Origin of the sequence: Haloarcula sp. S1AR25-4 (genome assembly GCF_031624555.1) — an archaeon.
Taxonomy (GTDB): domain Archaea; phylum Halobacteriota; class Halobacteria; order Halobacteriales; family Haloarculaceae; genus Haloarcula; species Haloarcula pellucida.
Genome location: NZ_JAMQOR010000003.1, coordinates 518,184 through 534,277, shown reverse-complemented (window position 1 = coordinate 534,277; position 16,094 = coordinate 518,184). Strand labels below are relative to the sequence as shown.

Sequence of the window (16,094 nt, the reverse complement as noted above, 5' to 3'; positions counted from 1 at the left end):
AGTAAATAATTCTCGGAGTGGATTTATACGTCGAGCGGGCCGTTTCTCTCACACGCCCATGTCAGGGGAACTGCGTAAAGCGCTCCGAGGAGTCAGAGAGCGGGTCGACGCGGCGGACCGCGTGGTCGGCGAGCGGGGCGACAGAACGGACGTACTGGCACGGCTGACCGGCGCGGACTACATCAGCCTCGGCGCACTGTTCGTCGGCTGGGGGAGCGCGTTGCTCTTCCTGCGAAGCGAGCCGAACTGGGCGCTGCTGGCGATGTTCGGGGCGTTTCTACTCGACAAACTCGACGGCTGGTGGGCGCGGCGGACCGGCGTCTCCTCGCCGTTTGGCCGCCGGGTCGACTCGTTCATCGACATCTTCGCGTACGTCGTGCCGGGAGCGCTGCTGTATCACGTCGCCATCGCGCCCAACGACCTCGCGAGCCTCGTCGTCGGCTTTCTGATACTGGCCTTTGGCGGCCTCAGGCTCATCCGCCACAGCAGCGAGGGCTTCGGGTCGGACGAGGGCGCGAGCTACTACCACGGGACGACGGTGGTCCACACGAACCTCGTGGTCGTCGCGAACTACTTCCTCGCGACGCTCGTGGCCCCGTGGAACGGCTGGCTGGCTGGACTGGTCGTCGCCGCCGTCTGCCCGCTGATGGTCTCGGACTACAAGGCATACAAGACCGACGTGAGCCACGCGCTGGCCGGCCTCGGCGCACTCGTCGCCGCGGGACTCGCGCTGGCGCTGGAGTGGGGCTACCTGTGAGCGAGGCCACCGGCCGGACCGTTCGGATCGATACGCACCTCCACACTACGGCCTCCTACGACGGGGAGACACTCCCCGAAGAGCTCCTCGGACGGGCCGAGGCCGTCGGCCTCGACGGCGTCGTCGTCACAGACCACGACACGGTCGACGGTGCCCATGTGGTCGCCGACCTCGCCGCCGAGTCGTCGGTGACCGCCGTCGTCGGCTGTGAGGTCTCGACGGCCGACGGGCACCTGCTGGCTATCGGCGTCGAGGACGCCCCGCCAGCGGGCGACCCGCTCGCCGAGACGGCCGAACGGGTGCGCAAGGCCGGCGGCGTCGCCGTCGTCCCGCACCCGTTCCAACGGTCCCGACACGGCGCCAACGCGACCACCATCGACGACGTCGACGGCGTCGAAGTGTACAACGCCCACACCCTCGTGAACTTCCGCAACGAACAGGCCGAACGCTACGCCCGACGGCACGGGTATCCCGCGTTCGGCGGGAGCGACGCCCACCGGCCCAGTGGTATCGGGCTGGCGGCGACCGAAGTCCAACTCGAGCCCGGAGCCGCCTGCACGCCCGAGGCAGTCGTCGCGGCGATGCGGGCCGGCCGGACCGCCGCCGTGGGCCGCCGCACCTCCACGTGGCAGTACGTCAGGAAACTCGTGGCGAACGCCCGCTCCAAGACGCCCTCGCTCCGCTGACGATGGTGGACAGTGACGACGCTGACGACGGCCGGGTGTTCGCGTCCGCTGTGGCCCGTCGTGACGCCATCGTCCGGACCCTCGTGCTGGTCGGAGCCCTCGTCGCAGTCACCGTCGCGCTCCGTCTCGCCGTCCCCGGCCTGACCGACCCCGAGTGGGTCAGGGCTCGTATCGCCGCCTTCGGCGTGCTCGCACCGCTCGCCTTCCTCGTGCTCCAGACCGCACAGGTCGTTCTCGCGCCGATTCCCGGGCAGGTGCTCGCCAGCGTCGGCGGCTACCTCTTTGGAACCCTCCGGGGCACCGGCTACAGCATGACCGGCGTCGTTCTCGGGAGCACGCTCGTGTTCGTCACGGCTCGCCGCTTTGGTAGACCCTACGTCGAGCGAGTCGTCGACCCCGCCGCGCTGGACCGCTGGGACGAGTTCGTCGCTCGGACCGGCGTCTCCGGACTGTTCGTCCTCTTCTTGCTCCCGACGTTCCCCGACGACGTCCTCTGTTTCGTCGCCGGGCTGACCGACATCCGTCTCCGAACCTTCCTCACGCTGGTCGTCGTCGGGCGGACGCCTTCCTTCCTCGCGGTGGCCTACGCCGGCACCCAGGTCGCCGACGGCGCCCTCGGCACCGCTGCACTCGTCCTGACGCTCCTGACCGCGGGGTCGGTCGTCGCCTACGCGGTCCGCCACCGCATCGTCGCTGGCCTCGAACGCGTCACCTGACGTCCGCCCAGCTTATGCCAACGGAGCCACATATAGCACTCAATAGGCGTATGATGGCCCTGACCCACGGGGCCGTGAGCGTCGCGCTCGTGGCCCTCGCTACGCCCGCGCTACCCGATACGGTAGCCCTGCCCCTCCTCGTAGTCGCCTTCCTCGGCGGTATCCTACCCGACCTCGACATCGTCGCCGACCACCGGAAGACCCTCCACTACCCGGTCGGCTACAGCGTGCTCGCGTTCCTCCTGACCGTGGGCTACGTCGTTGCACCGTCCGGGACGCTCCTCCTCGCGGCGGTCCTCGTCGGGTCGGCGGCCGTCCACACCTGTTCGGACGTGCTCGCCGGGAGTGTCGAGGCCGAACCGTGGAACCCGACCACCGAACGGGCGGTGTACAACCACGCGCTCGGCGCGTGGCACCGCCCGCGACGGTACGTGCGCTACTCCGGTGCACCCGAAGACTGGCTCCTCGCACTCGTCGCCGCCGCCACTGCGATACGCTCGCCAGCGTCCGGGTCGACGGTCGAGGCCGCGCTGTTTTGGCTGGTCGCCGTCGCGGGTGGCTACACGCTCGTTCGCAGGCGGTTCTCGGCCCTCTCTGCGCGCTTCCCGGCCCGCCTCGCAGCGGTGCTACCGGCCGTCACCGTCGAGGAGACGGAAAGCGGTGCGACGACGGTGGCGATCCGGTTCCGGTCCTGACCCGCTCGCTTCGGCTGGAAAACGGCGGGACGGGAACCCGACACCGACCTGTCACACTCCGGACGAAACCGCCCCCAATAGCCTATGGGACACTCCCGAGAGCTCCGGATGCGTTCCGCCGCGGACTGTCACCGCATCGGAAACCGACTGGAGGCCGGCGTCGCCGAGCGAAAGCGCGACGGCGAGTGGGCCGACGCCCTAATATCCCGTTCCAGTCGCTCGAAGACGTTGTTCCGCTGTGTGGGCCTGTCACGAGCGCCGTCTGGATGCCGAGACGGCCTTTCTCAGAACGGGGCGTCCGGGCCTTCGTCGGCCGCCGCTTCGGCCGTCTCCGCCGACGCGGCGTCTTCGAGCGGTCCGTCCCACCCGTCGAGGCCGGGTTCGAAGCTCTCGACCGTCCCGTCGAACCCCTCGTAGGAGGCCAGCAGGCGGGCGGCCTGCACGCTCGATTTCCCGTGGGGACACACCGTCACGACGCGGTCCACACCCTCGAACCGTTCGACCTCGTCGACGAGCGACTGGAACGGGACGTTCTCGCTGCCGGGGATGTGGCCTCGCTGGAAGGCCGCCGGCGGGCGGATGTCTACGACGCGGGCGTCCTCGTCGTCGAGTAGCGACCGGAGTTCATCGCTCCCGATTTCGCCGTCCATGTGCGACTGCTAGCGGTCGAAGCCTAAACGTTCACCGGACGCGGGTGGGCGCTCGCACACAGCGGTCTACAGCAAGTCCTCGGCCTGTGCGAGCAGGATACCTTCGATAGTGGCGTCGTTGGCCGGTTCGCGGCGAGCAACGGCCAGAGCGTCCTCGATGGGAACGGTCGTCACCGAGAGGAACTCGTTGTCGTCTAAGTCTCGGTCGACCGGTTTTAGTCCCTCCGCGAAGACGATACCCCGGCGGTGTCGTAACACGCCCGTCGAACACCAGAAGTCCTCCAGCAACGAGACGCCGGACGGCTCGAACCCCGTCTCCTCGCGGAGTTCGCGGGCACCCGCTGTCGTGTAGGACTCGCCGTCCTCGACGATGCCGGCGGGGAGTTCCAGACACTGCTCGCGGATGGTCGGGCGGAACTGATCGACCATCACGAGTTCCTCGCCCGTGCGCGCGACGACGACGACGGCGTCTGGCAGTTCGGCCCAGTAGTAGTCCTTCTCGGAGCCGTCGGGTTGGCGCACGCGGTCGTAGCCGCCGGTGTACCACCCGGTCTCGTACTCGGCTTCCGATTCGACGACGGGCCAGTCGTAGGTCGGCTCTCGGCTCATGGTTGCTGTGTCACCGCGAGGCGGTAAAGCGTACCGTCGTGTCGGACCAGTACCGTCTCGTCGGCGGCGGCCTCGGGCACTCGCTGGCGGAGGGCGTCGAGTTCGTCGAACGGCGAGTGCGTGAACGCGCCTTTCAGTCCGACGGGGCCGCGCCAGTAGGGGTCGGACTGGCCGGTCCCGTCGCTCCCGTTGGCCGTCGCGTTTTCGAGCGCCGCCGTCGTGAAGGGATACCGCTGGGCCGAGAGGGTGCTGGCGTTCACGGCGCTGGCGTTCCCGTCGAGGGCCGTGGCGTTCCCTTCGGCCGTCGCGGTGAGGTAATACGGGTCGCCGCTCTTGAGGTAACTCGGGAGCGCCCCCAGCGCCAGCAAGAGGACGACGACGACGGCCACGCCCAGAACGAAGTTGCGAGTGACCGTCCGCATCAGACGACCTCGCTGTAGATGCGACCGAAGGCCTGTCGTCGGAGGGTGCCGACGGCGGCCCGGCGCTCGGACTGGAAGGTCGCCGCCACCGCTTCGTCGGCGAACGGCGGCGCGTGCCAGACGACGTTGTCGACGTTCTCGGACCCGACGACGGTCACGTCGTGGTCGGCGTCGGCCCGCCACGACTCGAACTCCTCGGTCGTCCCGACGGTCACGGCGAGCGACTCGGCGAAGAGGACGTCACGCGCCGTCTCGACCACCTCGCCCGTGACTCGCTCGCTGTACTCCTCGGCGTCCAGCCCCATCGCCTTCGCGACCTCCTTGACCACGACCTGTGCGGTCGGGCCGAACGCCTCGTAGCGGTCACGCGCCTCGGCGACTGTCGTCGGCGAGAACTGCCCCTCTGTCTCCATGGACGGGTGTAGGGGACGGCAGGCTTATTCGGTTTCGTCTTCGGACTGGTCGGCGTCCTCGTCGAGCATCTCCCGCGTGAGGTCGCGGGCCTCGGCGAGAACCGACCGGTCGTCCTCGCTCATGGAGCGGGAGCCCCGCTGACTGTCGGCCCCCGGCGGCAGGTCGCTCGTCGGGGTGTGTCCGTGGTCGTGTTCGTGGTCGTGGCCCCCGTCGTCGACGCCGCTCTCCTCGAACACCTGCGGGAACTCCGTCTCCTCGGCGTGGTCGACGACGGCCTCGGCCAGTTCCGATTCCCCCATCTGGCCCCAGTCGTCGACGTGGTCGTCCAACCACGCCTCGTGGTCGTCGCCACCGGTCAGCGCCGTGAAGGCGAGATGGTTCGCGAGGTGGCCGGCGTCGGACTGTGGGTCACCACACACTGGACAGGCGTATCCCATTGTACGTCCACAGAGACGTCCCAGCGGTATATGCCGTCGGGTCTCAGCGCAACCGGACCATCACGAGCGCGTTCTCGCCGTTGCTGTAGTAGTTCGGAATGGTCTTGCGGTGCTCGAACCCGAACTGTCGGTAGAGGCGTCGCGCCCCGTGGTTGTCGGCCCGGACCTCCAGTTTGACCGACCCGGCGCCCGCCACGGCGAGGACGCCCAGCGCCCGTTCCAGCAGCGCGCTGGCGACGCCCTGCCGTCGGTACTCCTCGCGCACCGCGATGTCCTTGATGTGGCCCAGCGGCGTCCCGTGATTCGGGACGGTGTCGGCGACGACGTAGCCCGCCACCGACGGAACGTCCTCGGGACCGTCCGTCTCCGCCACCAGAAACCCCTCTTCCCCCAGATAGCTCTCCAGCGCCGAGAACGGCCACGGCTGCGGGAACACCGACTGCTCGATGCGGTGAATCTCCAGCAAGTCGGCCCGCTCTGCCTGCCGGACCGTCGGACTGTCGGCCCCGTCTGGACCGTCCGGTGCGACGGTTGTCACGTCTCTGGGTATGGTGTGAGTACACAAAGGTGTTGCCGCCGACTCGCCGAGTGATCACTGACCCTGACTATCACGATTGAAATGTATTTATACCGTCGTACCACGGGACGGCTTGGCCGGAAGGTTCTTAATTATCACCGTCGAAGCTACGGCTGCACCCACTTTGGGTGCCACCACCCCCCACCCCCACCCCCTCTTTCCGATCGCTTCCGCTCGGAGTGACTACGCGCATCCGATAGCCGCGTGTCTGGTCGTCACGTCTCTAGACACCGGACCGAAGACCGGCGAGTCAGAGCGACCGTCGACGCGCCCCTCGCTACTGCTCTACGGCTCTCTCCGGTCGCCGCTCCGCCGAGGGCCGCTCACTTCGGTCGCGCCCCTCGCTATTCCCACCGGAACTTGCCGTCTTCTTGCACCACGTCGCCGTCGACTTCCAGCCGTGACCCCGCCCCCATCGTCGTGATGAGGTCCTCGTGGACTGCACTGTCGTTGCCAGCGACACCGTCTGGCAAGCACGCGTCGTAGGCTCGGCCGAGCGCTAGATGGACGGTTCCGCCCATCTTCTCGTCGAAGAGGATGTTGTCGGTGACCCGGTCGACGCCGCGATTCATCCCGATACCGAGTTCTCCCAGTCGGCGGGCGCCGTCGTCGGTCGCCAGCACCTCCTCGATGACCGCCTCGCCCTGCTCGGCGGCGAAGTCCACGACGACGCCGTCCTCGAAGGTCAACTCGACGTCCCGCACCCGCCGGCCCTGAATCGTCATCGGTACGTCGAACGTGACGACGCCCTCGGTACCCTCGGGGGCAGTGAACACCTCGCCCGAAGGGAGGTTGTGCGAGTCGTAGGCGACACTGGCGGCGGAGTTGACCGCCGTGCGGCCCTCGATCGACATCGTGAGGTCGGTGCCGTCGGTGACGATGCGGACGGTGTCGCCGGCGTCCAGTAGCTCCTTCAACTGCGCCTGCTCCTCGGCGAGTGCCTCCCAATCCCGGAGCGTGGCGTCGTAGACGAAGTCCTCGTAGGCCTCGTAGGCCATGCCCGCCTGCTGGGCCATCGCTCGCGTCGGGTGCTGGGTCGACACCCAGTCGGTGTGAAGACGCGCCTCGCGGATGGCTCGTCGGGCTTTCGAGTGAGCCTGCCGCCGTTCGCTGGGCACGTCGGCGGTGCCGGCGGTGTTGGTGGAGCCTTTCAGTATCAACACGCTGTCGGCGCGCTCGTACATCGCGAGTTCGTACTCGGGGTCGGCGTCGAACGCGCCGTCGTGGGCCCGGAGATAGGCGCGCCGCAGTTCGGCGGAACTGTACGTCGAAAGCAGGTTCGCCCCCCGTGTACCGAGGTGCGCTGCGACGGCGACGGCGAGGTCGTGTGCCCCCTCGTCGACCTGTACGACGACGTCGTCACCCGCCTCGATGCGGGCGCTCCAGTCGACCAGCGTCCGTGCGTGCTCGCGTACGCGTTCGTCCATGCGCCGTCGAGGGACGGCGACCGGGAAAACGTACCGCCTCTCCGAGCGAGGTGTCGGCGTCGGGAGTGCCGTCCGGCCGACAGCCACGCAACCGCGTCAGGGCGCGTAGCAGACCCGGCCACGCGGCGGTACGGATATCTGTACGATAGGCCCAGTGCTGGACGAACCCGAAGACTGCCACGAGAACCGCGTTGGACTCCCGAACAAGCCGCTATCGGAGTCACAGCGCAGTCCGCGGACCACCCGAAGTGTAAGCGGGATGGGGAGCGAGCGGGAGAGCGCCCACCAGCGGTTGACCCGTATGCCGACGCCGAACGGCCCCTCGCGTTCGGCGTGGCCCCGTCCTCACCGCTCCGTCTCCAGCAATCCCTCGACGCGCGCCTCGAACTCCCGTTCGTCTATCTCGCCGGTAGCGTACCGTTCGCGGAGTGTCGCCAATGCGTCGTCGCCGGCGTCGTCAGTGAGCGTCTCCGGTTCGCGTCGCCGTTGTGCCAGCCCCAGCGCTAGCGGGAGGACACCGCCGTATCCCACCGGGAAGGCGACCCACGCCCACGGGACGCCGAGGGCGAGACCGCCGAAACCGACAGCGAGGATACCGAGTGAGAGGGCGCCTGCGAGCGGTGTCGTATCGTGTGTCGTGTGCATCTGTGCGTGATAGCTATGGGCCCCGGCGTGATAAATCTGAGTGAGTACTCACTAAACGTCGGAAACCGACGCGCCCACCCCGCCGACGCACTGAATCGGAACCCCTACTTGTGCGCTCGGCGAGTCCCCGCGTATGGAACTAGGCGTCATCGGACTCGGACGCATGGGACGTATCGTCGTCGACCGCGTACTCGACGCCGGTCACGACGTCGTCGTCTTCGACATCGACGAGGACGCGGTGGCCGACGCCGCCGACGCGGGTGCGCGGCCGGCCGACTCGATTCCGGCCCTCGCCGATTCGCTGGGCGAGGCGAAACGCATCTGGCTGATGGTCCCGGCGGGCGACCCCGTCGACGCCGCGCTCGACGAACTCGACGGAATAGTCGACGGCGAGGACGTGGTCGTCGACGGCGGGAACTCCTACTTCGAGGACTCGATTCGCCGCGCGGAGTCGACCGACGCCGCGTACCTCGACTGCGGGACCTCCGGCGGTCCCGCCGGCGCGGAACACGGGTTCTCGTTGATGGTCGGCGGTCCCCAGTGGGCCTACGACGAACTGACGCCGGTGTTCGACGCCGTCGCCACCGGGCCGGCGGGCCACGACCGCATGGGCCCGGCCGGGTCGGGCCACTACGTGAAGATGGTCCACAACGGCGTCGAGTACGCCCTGATGCAGACCTACGGCGAGGGGTTCGAACTGCTCGCCAACGGCCGCTACGACCTCGACTTAGAGGCCGTCGCACGAACGTGGAACAACGGCGCGGTCATCCGCTCGTGGCTCTTAGAGCTGTGTGAGGAGGCGTTCCGCGAGGAGGGTAACGACCTCGGCGACGTGGCCGACCGCGTCGAGGGCGGCTCGACGGGAACGTGGACGGTGCAGGAAGCCCTCGAACAGGAGGTGCCGGTCCCGCTCATCTATCAGGCGCTGGCCGAGCGATTCGGGTCGCGGGCCGACGACGGCCGGTTCTCGCGACGCCTCGCGAGTCGCCTCCGCTACGGGTTCGGCCGGCACGACGTGCCGCGGAGATAGCGAGGGGCGCGAACGCAGTGAGCGGCCCTCGAATAGCGAACGGGGAGCGCGAGGCACGAAGCGCCTCGAACGCGAACAGGCCAACCGTGAGCGAAGCGACCCGTGAGCAGCGAGGGGCGCGAACGCAGTGAGCGGCCCTCGAATAGCGAACGGGGAGCGCGAGGCACGAAGCGCCTCGAACGCGAACAGGCCAACCGTGAGCGAAGCGACCCGTGAGCAGCGAGGGGGCGTTTCTCCCGGCGGGGACGGCGAAACGGGCGAATCCAAAGCTTAGTTAAACCAGTACTCCATAGCCGCGCACATGGTTGAACTCGCAGGGCTCCTCGGCGGGGCCACGCTGACCCTCATCGTGGTGGCGTTCCACTACGCGAAGGGGACCGGCTGGGAGGCGCCGGAAGACATCTCCCAGGAAGTCCTCGAACAGCGCGCCGCGTCGGTCCCGGAGACCGACTTCGCCGAACCGTACAACCGCTCCATCGGCGGTGGCGGTGCGGCCGCCATCCCCGCCGGCGGTGCGGAGGGCGAACTCGCCGAGGGAGACGAAGCCGAGGAGGAAGACGAAGGCTTCGACCCCGACTCTATCGCCGACGACGAGGTCGAGTACTACGAGATCGAGTTCGCGAAGGAAGGCGAGACCATCGAGGTCGCCAACAACGAGACCATCCTCGACGCCGGCGAAGAGGAGGGCTGGGACCTGCCCTACGCCTGCCGGCAGGGCCAGTGTATCTCCTGTGCCGGCCACATTCAGGACGGCCCGGCCGAGGACTACATCCGACACAGCCAGAACGAGTCGCTGTTCGAGGACGACATGGAGGACGGCTACTGTCTGACCTGTGTCGCCTACCCCGTCGACGACTTCACCATCGAGACGAGCGAATCGCCCTGACTCGCGGGTTCACAACGCTTACAAGCGGTTTCGGAGTATCTCGGTACGTGGGCGGCTAGTTCAGCGGACAGAACGCCTGGTTCCGGACCAGATGGTCGGGGGTTCAAATCCCTCGCCGCCCGTGCAGCGAACCCGAGTTCTACGAGCGGTGAGCGAACCGGCAGCGAGGGATTCTGAACCACGCGAGACGAGCGAAGTGAGTCTCGCAGTCGGGTTCAAATCCCTCGCCGCCCGCTCTTCCTGCAAGAACGTGAGTAGTGAGCACGTCTGGCGTCGGTGCAGACCCTCGCGGGCGGGGGCCACGCCCGCGGCTCACGCGGCGCATACTTTTGCCAGCCCGCCACACAGAGTGACGTATGGTCGGCAAACGGGCGAACGTGAGTGAGTCGCTCCGCGCCCTCGGCGTCGCCGTCGGGTTGCTTATCGCGGGCCTGGCGGTCAGCGTCGTCTTCGGTGTCGTGTTCACTGTCCCGCTCGTGCTGTTCGGCCCGGCCGTCGGGAGTCCGGGTGGGTTCCTCGTACTCGCCGCGGCAGGGCAACTCGCCTTCCTAGTCGTCGGCTATCTCTACGTCCGACGCCACGAGGGCGTGCGGGTTCGCTGGCCGACGCGGCGGGACGTCCGGTACATGGTCGGCGGACTCGTCGTCACCCTCGTCGCTGCGCTCGGTCTCAGCGTGCTGTTCGCGTCGCTGGGGCTGGCCCCCGAAGGGAGCGTGTTCGAGGACCCCATCACGGCCGACCCGCGGGTCGCGCTCGGACTGGCGGCGCTCTCGGTCGTCCTCGTCGCGCCCGCGGAGGAACTGCTCTTTCGCGGCGCGATTCAGGGGCGACTCCGGCGGTCGTTCGGCCCCGCCGTCGCAATCGCGCTGTCGAGTCTCGTCTTCGGGAGCATCCACCTGTTGAACTTCACCGGGTCGGTCGTCGGTGCGCTGACCGGTGTCGCCGTCGTCACCGTCGGCGGCGTGGTCTTCGGCACCATCTACGAGCGGACGGGCAATCTGCTGGTTCCCATCGTCGCCCACGGCAGTTACAACGCGCTCCTGTTGGTCGCGACCTTCCTCACGGTCTGAACGGGGGAGAAATGCGGGCGGTTAGCAGGCAGTGGCACCCGCCGCGACCGACGTCTCGTTGGTCCGGTCGTCGACGGTCTCGACGACGGCCACCTGCAGCGAGAACGCGACGCCGGCGAACAGCAGGACGAACGCGACGGTGAGGACGGCGGTCACCGCGAGAACGACGAGAGTCAGCAGTCCGGTTGCCAGCGCGGGCGTGGGGTGGCGAGCCAACCAGCCGACACCGTAGCGGAACGCTGCCACCGGGTCGGACCCGCGCGCCAGTTCGACGTACGCGGGAATCAGCGCGAGCGCGACGTACAGCGCGACGTAGGCCGCGACGAGCGCGACGACTTCGCCGGCCAGCGACCCCTCTCGGAGCGCTGTCACGCCGTAGGTGACGGCGACGGCGCCGAAGGCGACGGGAACGCCGCTGAACAGCGCGCTCGCCACGCCGTTCCGGCGCACGACGGCCCACACGTTGGCTCGGTCGATGCGGTTGCGGTCGCTCCGGAGGCCGCGAATCGCGGCGTACGCCGCCAGCGTGGCCGGGCCGATAGTCACCAACGGCAGCGAGGCGACGACCCACGCGAGGCTGACCAGCGCGAGCCGGAGGCCGTTGTGATAGACGAACCCCGGCACCTCGGCGATAGCGCGTCGAAACGCCGCCTGATCGGTTTCTCCGGTCATGACGTCATCCCGTCCCCGCCTGCATCTGGACGCTAGAGATGAGTTTGTCCTGGAACAGCAGGAAGACGATGAACAGCGGGAGCGACGCCAGCGCGAGCGACGTCATGATGACGTTCGGTGCCAGCGCGTTCACGTCCCGCAGGGTCACCACGCCGACGGGCAGCGTGTACAGCGCGTCGTCGTTCAGGACGATGAGCGGCCAGAGGAACTGGTTCCAGCTCCAGATGAACACGAACAGGCCCAGCGCGGTCAGGATGGGCGTCGACAGCGGCAGGATGATGCGCGCGTAGATGCGCAGCGACGAGAAGCCGTCCAGCCGCGCCGCCTCCTCCAGTTCCTCGGGGATGTCCCGGAAGAACTGGACGAGCAGGAACACGCCCAGCGGGCCGGCCGCGAACGGGAGGATGATGGCCCAGTAGGAGTTCATCAGGCCGAGGTCGTTGATGAGCGTGTACAGCGGGATGATGTTCACGTAGCCCGGAATCATGAAGCTCGCCATGATGATACCCAGAATCAGTCCTCGTCCGGGCCACTCCAGCCGAGTGATCGAGAAGGCGATCATCGAGTCGACGAGCAACACGATAGCGGTCGTGATGCTGGCGATGGTGAGCGTGTTGAACGCCCACTGGTAGATGATTGGCTCTTCGATCAGGTAGCGCTGCCACACCGCGAAGGTAATCTCCGGCGGTATCCAGTTGAACCCGCCCTGCGAGAGGACGGCGATAGGCGTCACCGACAACTGGAACATCCGCCAGTAGGGGACGAAAAACACCACCGCCAGCCCGTACATCACGGCGTACAGGCCGATTCGGTAGAGCGTGTCCCGGTCGGTGAGACGCTCGGTCACCGATTGGGTGGCGTCGGCGTTACTCATCGTTCCCTCCGACGAGGACGTAGTTCAGGACCGACACGCCGACCAGTATCAACAGCAGCGTGTAGCCCACGGCGGCCCCGAACCCGAGTTCGCGCGTCTGGAACCCGAGTTCGTAGAGGTAGTACACGAGCGTCTCCGTGTTGCCGACCGGACCGCCCTTCGTCATCAGGTACGGTTGGCCGAACACCTGGAACTGGAAGATGGTCGAGGCGATGACGACGAACAGGAGCGCGTTCTTCATGTGCGGAAGCGTGATGTCCCGGAACATGCGCCACGGACCGGCCCCGTCGAGGCGGGCGGCTTCGTACAGTCGCTCGGGGACGTTCTGTCGGGCCGCGAGCAGGACGGCGAAGTAGAAGCCGGCCTGCCACCACACCGTCGTCACGACGATGACCGGCATGGCCCAGAACTTCGAGTTCAGCGGCGATCCGCTGAACAGCCACCCGAAGTACTGCGTGCCGACGCCGCCCTGTGCGAACATCTGTGCCCAGACGATACCGACGACAGAGACGGTCAGCACGTACGGGCTGAAGTAGACGAACTGCAGGAGGCGACTGCCTTTCAGTTCCTTGTTCAACCCGAGTGCGAGGACGAGACTGACACCGACGATGAGCGGGACAGTCATGCCCACGAACTCGAGCGTGTTCCACAGCGCGTTCCAGAACGCGGGGTCTTCCAGCAGTCTGGCGTAGTTCTCCAAGCCGACGTACGTCGACTTCGACGGTTCGAGGAAGTTCCACTCGTGGAGGCTCATGTACAGCCCCTTCAGCAGGGGGTACAGCAGGAACACCGAGAACAACACGAGGTACGGGGCCGCGAACAGCAACCCCACGAGCAACTCCCGGGTGGACCGGTCGAACAGCTGTTCCCAGCGGCTCGCGGTCCGGTTGTCTGTGGTCGCTTCGACGTTGCTCATGATTGCTTATTGGTCCAGAGCCTGCTGGAGCGCGTTGGCGCTGTTAGTCACACCGGTCTGAACGTCGGTGTTCTGGAGGTACATGTCCATGAACGGCCCCCAGAACCGGTTGCTGTTGATGTGGACGGACGTCTTGGGCTGGTAGCGGACCTGCCCGTCGGAGACCATTTCGTACATGGTCGAGATGGTGCCGTAGTCCTGCCAGAGCGCGGTGTTCTTGACCTCGCTGGAGGTGGCAACGGATTTGGCCGCGGGCAGGTGGCCGCCGGCCGACGCCCACAGCGTGTTGTTCTGTGTGACGTACTCGGCGAACTCGACGGCGGCCTGCTTCTCGGCGTCCGTGTGGTTCGAGTTCGTCGGGAAGTACAGCGAGTTGGACTCACACCACGCCACCTCGTCGCCGTCGCCCGGGAACATGAACGGCTTCTGGAAGCTGAAGTCGAGGCCTTCCGGGAGTTCGCCGCTCTCGTTCTCGAAGTTGTTGACCGACCACGTCCCGGCGATGAACATCCCGAGGTCGCCGGCGAGGAAGTCCTGTACGCGTGCGGAGTCGCTCTGGAACTGCGGGGTGTCCCAGCCGAACTCGCCCGTGACCTTGCTCATCAGTTCGGCCGTCTGCATCCCGACCTCGTTGTCGTAGGCCACCTCGTAGCTCCCCGGGTCGCCGGTGACGATGTCGCCGCCGGCCTGCGTGAGTGCGATGATGTACGCGCGGAACGCGGCCTGCCCGGAGTTCCAGTTGAGGAACGAGAACGCCCGGGAGTCGGTGTCGCTGACGATGGTGTCACAGGCCTCGGAGAACGCCTGCCAGTCCGAGAAGTCCGGGTCGACGCCGGCCGACTCCAGCACGCTGTCGTTCGTGTACAGCGCCTTCCCGTGGATGTCGATGGGGAGCGCGTAGGTGGACCCGTCGACCTGCAGGTTCTCCCACGCGATGTCGAAGTACTTGTTCGCGGCCCCGTCGGAGAGGTAGTCGTCGATGGAGTGGGTGATAGGTTTCAGGTGGCGGCCGTAGGAGCCGTAGTAACTCGCAACGTGCGGTGCGTTGCCGGAGTTGACCGCGGTGAACAGTTTGTTGAGGAACTCCGAGAACGGGATGCCCTGTGCGTTGACGTGAATACCGTTGTCCTGGGCGTTGAAATCCTCGATGAGAGCCGTCATCTCCTCGCGCTCCTGTGCACCGAAGTACATCCAGTAGTCGATCTCGACGTCGCCGCTGGACCCGCCGTCGCCGCTCCCGTCGCTGCTACTGCCGCCACCGCTACCGCCACCGCCGGTCAGGCCGGCACACCCGGCGATACCGGTGGCGAGTGCGGCCCCACCAGCGCTCAGTGCGCGGCGGCGAGTGAGTTTCGTGCTGTTCGGTTCGTCGGATTCGGTGGTGTTTCGTGACATGAGTTGTCGTATTATTTACTATCGTTGGTAATTCCTATCGCGCTATGCGGTGACCGAGGATCCGTCGACGTCGGCCGTCACGCCCTCGTCGACGACGAGGTTCTCGCCCGTCTCGGCGTCGAAGACGTGCAGGTGTTCCGGCGGGAGCGAGAACTCGACCGTCTCGCCCCACTCGAACCGCGTGTTGCCGTCGACGCGGACCGTCCACTCGGTGTCGCCCTCCGAGAGGTAGAGGTAGTTGTCGCTCCCCTCGTGTTCGAGGACGTCCAGCGTCGCCGCCACGGTGTCGGCGCCGTCGGTGTCGACGGTGACGTGTTCCGGTCGGATGCCGAGGACGAGGTCGTCGCTCCGCGCGTTCTGGCGGACGACGTTCGCTAAGTCGCTCGGAATCGCGTACTCGAAGTCGTCGCCGTAGAGGACGCCGTCATCCAGCGAGACGTCGAAGAAGTTCATCGAGGGCGACCCGATGAAGTCCGCGACGAACTTGTTGACCGGGTCGGCGTACACCTCGGCCGGCGTCCCGACCTGCTGAATCGTCCCGTCGTTGAGGATGACGATGCGGTCGGACATCGTCATCGCCTCCGTCTGGTCGTGTGTGACGTAGACGGAGGTGGTCTCCAGTTCCTCCTGAATGCGCTGGAGTTCCGTGCGCATGTGGAGGCGAAGCTTGGCGTCTAAGTTGCTGAGCGGTTCGTCGAACAGGAACACGTCCGGTTGCCGGACGATGGCGCGACCGGTGGCGACCCGCTGTTGTTGCCCGCCGGAGAGGTTGTTAGGCTTCTTGTCCAGCAAGTCGCCGATGCCCATCATCTCCGCCGTGTCCTCGACGCGCCGACGGATCTCGTCGTCACCGAGGTCCGTGGTCAGTTTCAACCCGTAGGACATGTTCTGGCGGACGCTCATGTGCGGGTAGAGCGCGTAGTTCTGGAACACCATAGCGACGCCACGGTTCTGCGGCGCGATGTTGTTGACGACGGTGTCGTCGATACGTATCTCCCCACCAGTGATGTCCTCCAGTCCGGCGATCATCCGGAGGAGCGTCGACTTGCCGGACCCGGAGGGACCGACTATCGTGAGGAACTCCCCGTCTTGGACGTTCAGGCTCACGTCGTCGACGGCCCGAATCGTCCCAGCGTCGGAGTCGTACTCCTTTCGTACATTGTCTATTGTGATACGACCCATCGACAACAACACTCGTGTGCTACTATTTCAAGTT

20 protein-coding genes and 1 tRNA gene are annotated in these 16,094 nt (G+C 66.9%); 8 read left to right on the top strand and 13 right to left on the bottom strand.

The annotated features are described in order from the left end of the window. Positions 1-58: 58 nt before the first annotated feature. The 4 genes from NDI85_RS16125 to NDI85_RS16110 are packed head-to-tail and all read left to right on the top strand — an operon-like array spanning position 59 to position 2,854. Positions 59-757 carry a phosphatidylcholine/phosphatidylserine synthase gene (locus NDI85_RS16125; protein ID WP_188999636.1) on the top strand — a complete coding sequence of 233 codons (699 nt, stop codon included), beginning with the start codon at positions 59-61 and terminating at the stop codon, positions 755-757. Continuing rightward, positions 754-1,443 carry a PHP domain-containing protein gene (locus NDI85_RS16120; protein WP_310916340.1) on the top strand — a complete coding sequence of 230 codons (690 nt, stop codon included), beginning with the start codon at positions 754-756 and terminating at the stop codon, positions 1,441-1,443. Before NDI85_RS16125 ends, NDI85_RS16120 begins: the two co-directional genes overlap by 4 nt. Positions 1,444-1,445: 2 nt before the next feature. Beyond that, positions 1,446-2,159: a TVP38/TMEM64 family protein gene (locus tag NDI85_RS16115; protein WP_310916339.1), complete on the top strand. Its 714-nt coding sequence runs from the start codon at positions 1,446-1,448 to the stop codon at positions 2,157-2,159. A 50-nt stretch (positions 2,160-2,209) separates the two neighbouring features. After that, complete coding sequence (locus NDI85_RS16110) at positions 2,210-2,854, top strand: metal-dependent hydrolase (RefSeq protein WP_310916338.1); 645 nt, start codon at positions 2,210-2,212, stop codon at positions 2,852-2,854. A gap of 284 nt (positions 2,855-3,138) precedes the next feature. Here NDI85_RS16110 and NDI85_RS16105 read toward each other — a convergent pair whose 3' ends face one another. The 8 genes from NDI85_RS16105 to NDI85_RS16070 all read right to left on the bottom strand — a co-directional run bounded on the left by NDI85_RS16105 (position 3,139) and on the right by NDI85_RS16070 (position 8,035). Further along, positions 3,139-3,504 (bottom strand): rhodanese-like domain-containing protein, encoded by a 366-nt coding sequence (locus tag NDI85_RS16105; protein ID WP_310916337.1) that lies wholly within the window; start codon positions 3,502-3,504, stop codon positions 3,139-3,141. 66 nt (positions 3,505-3,570) lie between these two features. Beyond that, positions 3,571-4,113 carry an NUDIX hydrolase gene (locus tag NDI85_RS16100; protein WP_310916336.1) on the bottom strand — a complete coding sequence of 181 codons (543 nt, stop codon included), beginning with the start codon at positions 4,111-4,113 and terminating at the stop codon, positions 3,571-3,573. Next, positions 4,110-4,535, bottom strand: coding sequence for a hypothetical protein (locus tag NDI85_RS16095; protein ID WP_188999646.1), 426 nt, complete (start codon positions 4,533-4,535; stop codon positions 4,110-4,112). Before NDI85_RS16095 ends, NDI85_RS16100 begins: the two co-directional genes overlap by 4 nt. After that, positions 4,535-4,948: a DUF5809 family protein gene (locus NDI85_RS16090; RefSeq protein ID WP_188999651.1), complete on the bottom strand. Its 414-nt coding sequence runs from the start codon at positions 4,946-4,948 to the stop codon at positions 4,535-4,537. The genes NDI85_RS16095 and NDI85_RS16090 overlap by 1 nt, the downstream gene beginning before the upstream one ends. 24 nt (positions 4,949-4,972) lie before the next feature. After that, positions 4,973-5,386 carry a DUF5810 domain-containing protein gene (locus NDI85_RS16085; RefSeq protein WP_188999654.1) on the bottom strand — a complete coding sequence of 138 codons (414 nt, stop codon included), beginning with the start codon at positions 5,384-5,386 and terminating at the stop codon, positions 4,973-4,975. Between the two features lie 43 nt (positions 5,387-5,429). Beyond that, positions 5,430-5,924, bottom strand: a complete 495-nt coding sequence (gene rimI / locus NDI85_RS16080) for a ribosomal protein S18-alanine N-acetyltransferase (RefSeq protein ID WP_188999673.1) — start codon at positions 5,922-5,924, stop codon at positions 5,430-5,432. Positions 5,925-6,307: 383 nt separating this feature from the next. After that, positions 6,308-7,390, bottom strand: a complete 1,083-nt coding sequence (locus tag NDI85_RS16075) for an aminopeptidase (protein WP_188999677.1) — start codon at positions 7,388-7,390, stop codon at positions 6,308-6,310. Positions 7,391-7,735: 345 nt separating this feature from the next. Next, positions 7,736-8,035, bottom strand: a complete 300-nt coding sequence (locus NDI85_RS16070) for an SHOCT domain-containing protein (RefSeq protein ID WP_310916335.1) — start codon at positions 8,033-8,035, stop codon at positions 7,736-7,738. Between the two features lie 133 nt (positions 8,036-8,168). Between NDI85_RS16070 and gnd the strand changes: the two genes are divergently transcribed. From gnd to NDI85_RS16050, 4 genes are all read left to right on the top strand, one after another. Further along, positions 8,169-9,065, top strand: a complete 897-nt coding sequence (gene gnd / locus NDI85_RS16065; protein WP_188999683.1) for a phosphogluconate dehydrogenase (NAD(+)-dependent, decarboxylating) — start codon at positions 8,169-8,171, stop codon at positions 9,063-9,065. A gap of 301 nt (positions 9,066-9,366) precedes the next feature. Beyond that, positions 9,367-9,951 carry a 2Fe-2S iron-sulfur cluster-binding protein gene (locus NDI85_RS16060; protein WP_244995585.1) on the top strand — a complete coding sequence of 195 codons (585 nt, stop codon included), beginning with the start codon at positions 9,367-9,369 and terminating at the stop codon, positions 9,949-9,951. A gap of 49 nt (positions 9,952-10,000) precedes the next feature. After that, positions 10,001-10,073 (top strand) — tRNA-Arg (locus NDI85_RS16055). A 234-nt stretch (positions 10,074-10,307) separates the two neighbouring features. Continuing rightward, positions 10,308-11,021, top strand: coding sequence for a type II CAAX endopeptidase family protein (locus NDI85_RS16050; RefSeq protein WP_310916334.1), 714 nt, complete (start codon positions 10,308-10,310; stop codon positions 11,019-11,021). Between the two features lie 21 nt (positions 11,022-11,042). On the opposite strand, the gene NDI85_RS16045 is transcribed toward NDI85_RS16050, so the two are convergent. From NDI85_RS16045 to NDI85_RS16025, 5 genes are read right to left on the bottom strand one after another with little or no spacing between them, the layout of a single operon-like run. Further along, positions 11,043-11,693, bottom strand: a complete 651-nt coding sequence (locus NDI85_RS16045) for a DUF624 domain-containing protein (protein ID WP_188999689.1) — start codon at positions 11,691-11,693, stop codon at positions 11,043-11,045. Positions 11,694-11,697: 4 nt separating this feature from the next. Continuing rightward, positions 11,698-12,567: a carbohydrate ABC transporter permease gene (locus tag NDI85_RS16040; protein WP_166967932.1), complete on the bottom strand. Its 870-nt coding sequence runs from the start codon at positions 12,565-12,567 to the stop codon at positions 11,698-11,700. Continuing rightward, a complete protein-coding gene (locus NDI85_RS16035; RefSeq protein ID WP_229783163.1) occupies positions 12,560-13,483 on the bottom strand; it encodes a carbohydrate ABC transporter permease in 924 nt (307 codons plus the stop codon). The genes NDI85_RS16040 and NDI85_RS16035 overlap by 8 nt, the downstream gene beginning before the upstream one ends. A gap of 6 nt (positions 13,484-13,489) precedes the next feature. Next, positions 13,490-14,878 (bottom strand): extracellular solute-binding protein, encoded by a 1,389-nt coding sequence (locus NDI85_RS16030; RefSeq protein ID WP_310916333.1) that lies wholly within the window; start codon positions 14,876-14,878, stop codon positions 13,490-13,492. Positions 14,879-14,920: 42 nt separating this feature from the next. Further along, complete coding sequence (locus NDI85_RS16025) at positions 14,921-16,060, bottom strand: ABC transporter ATP-binding protein (RefSeq protein ID WP_188999711.1); 1,140 nt, start codon at positions 16,058-16,060, stop codon at positions 14,921-14,923. Between the last annotated feature and the right edge of the window lie 34 nt (positions 16,061-16,094).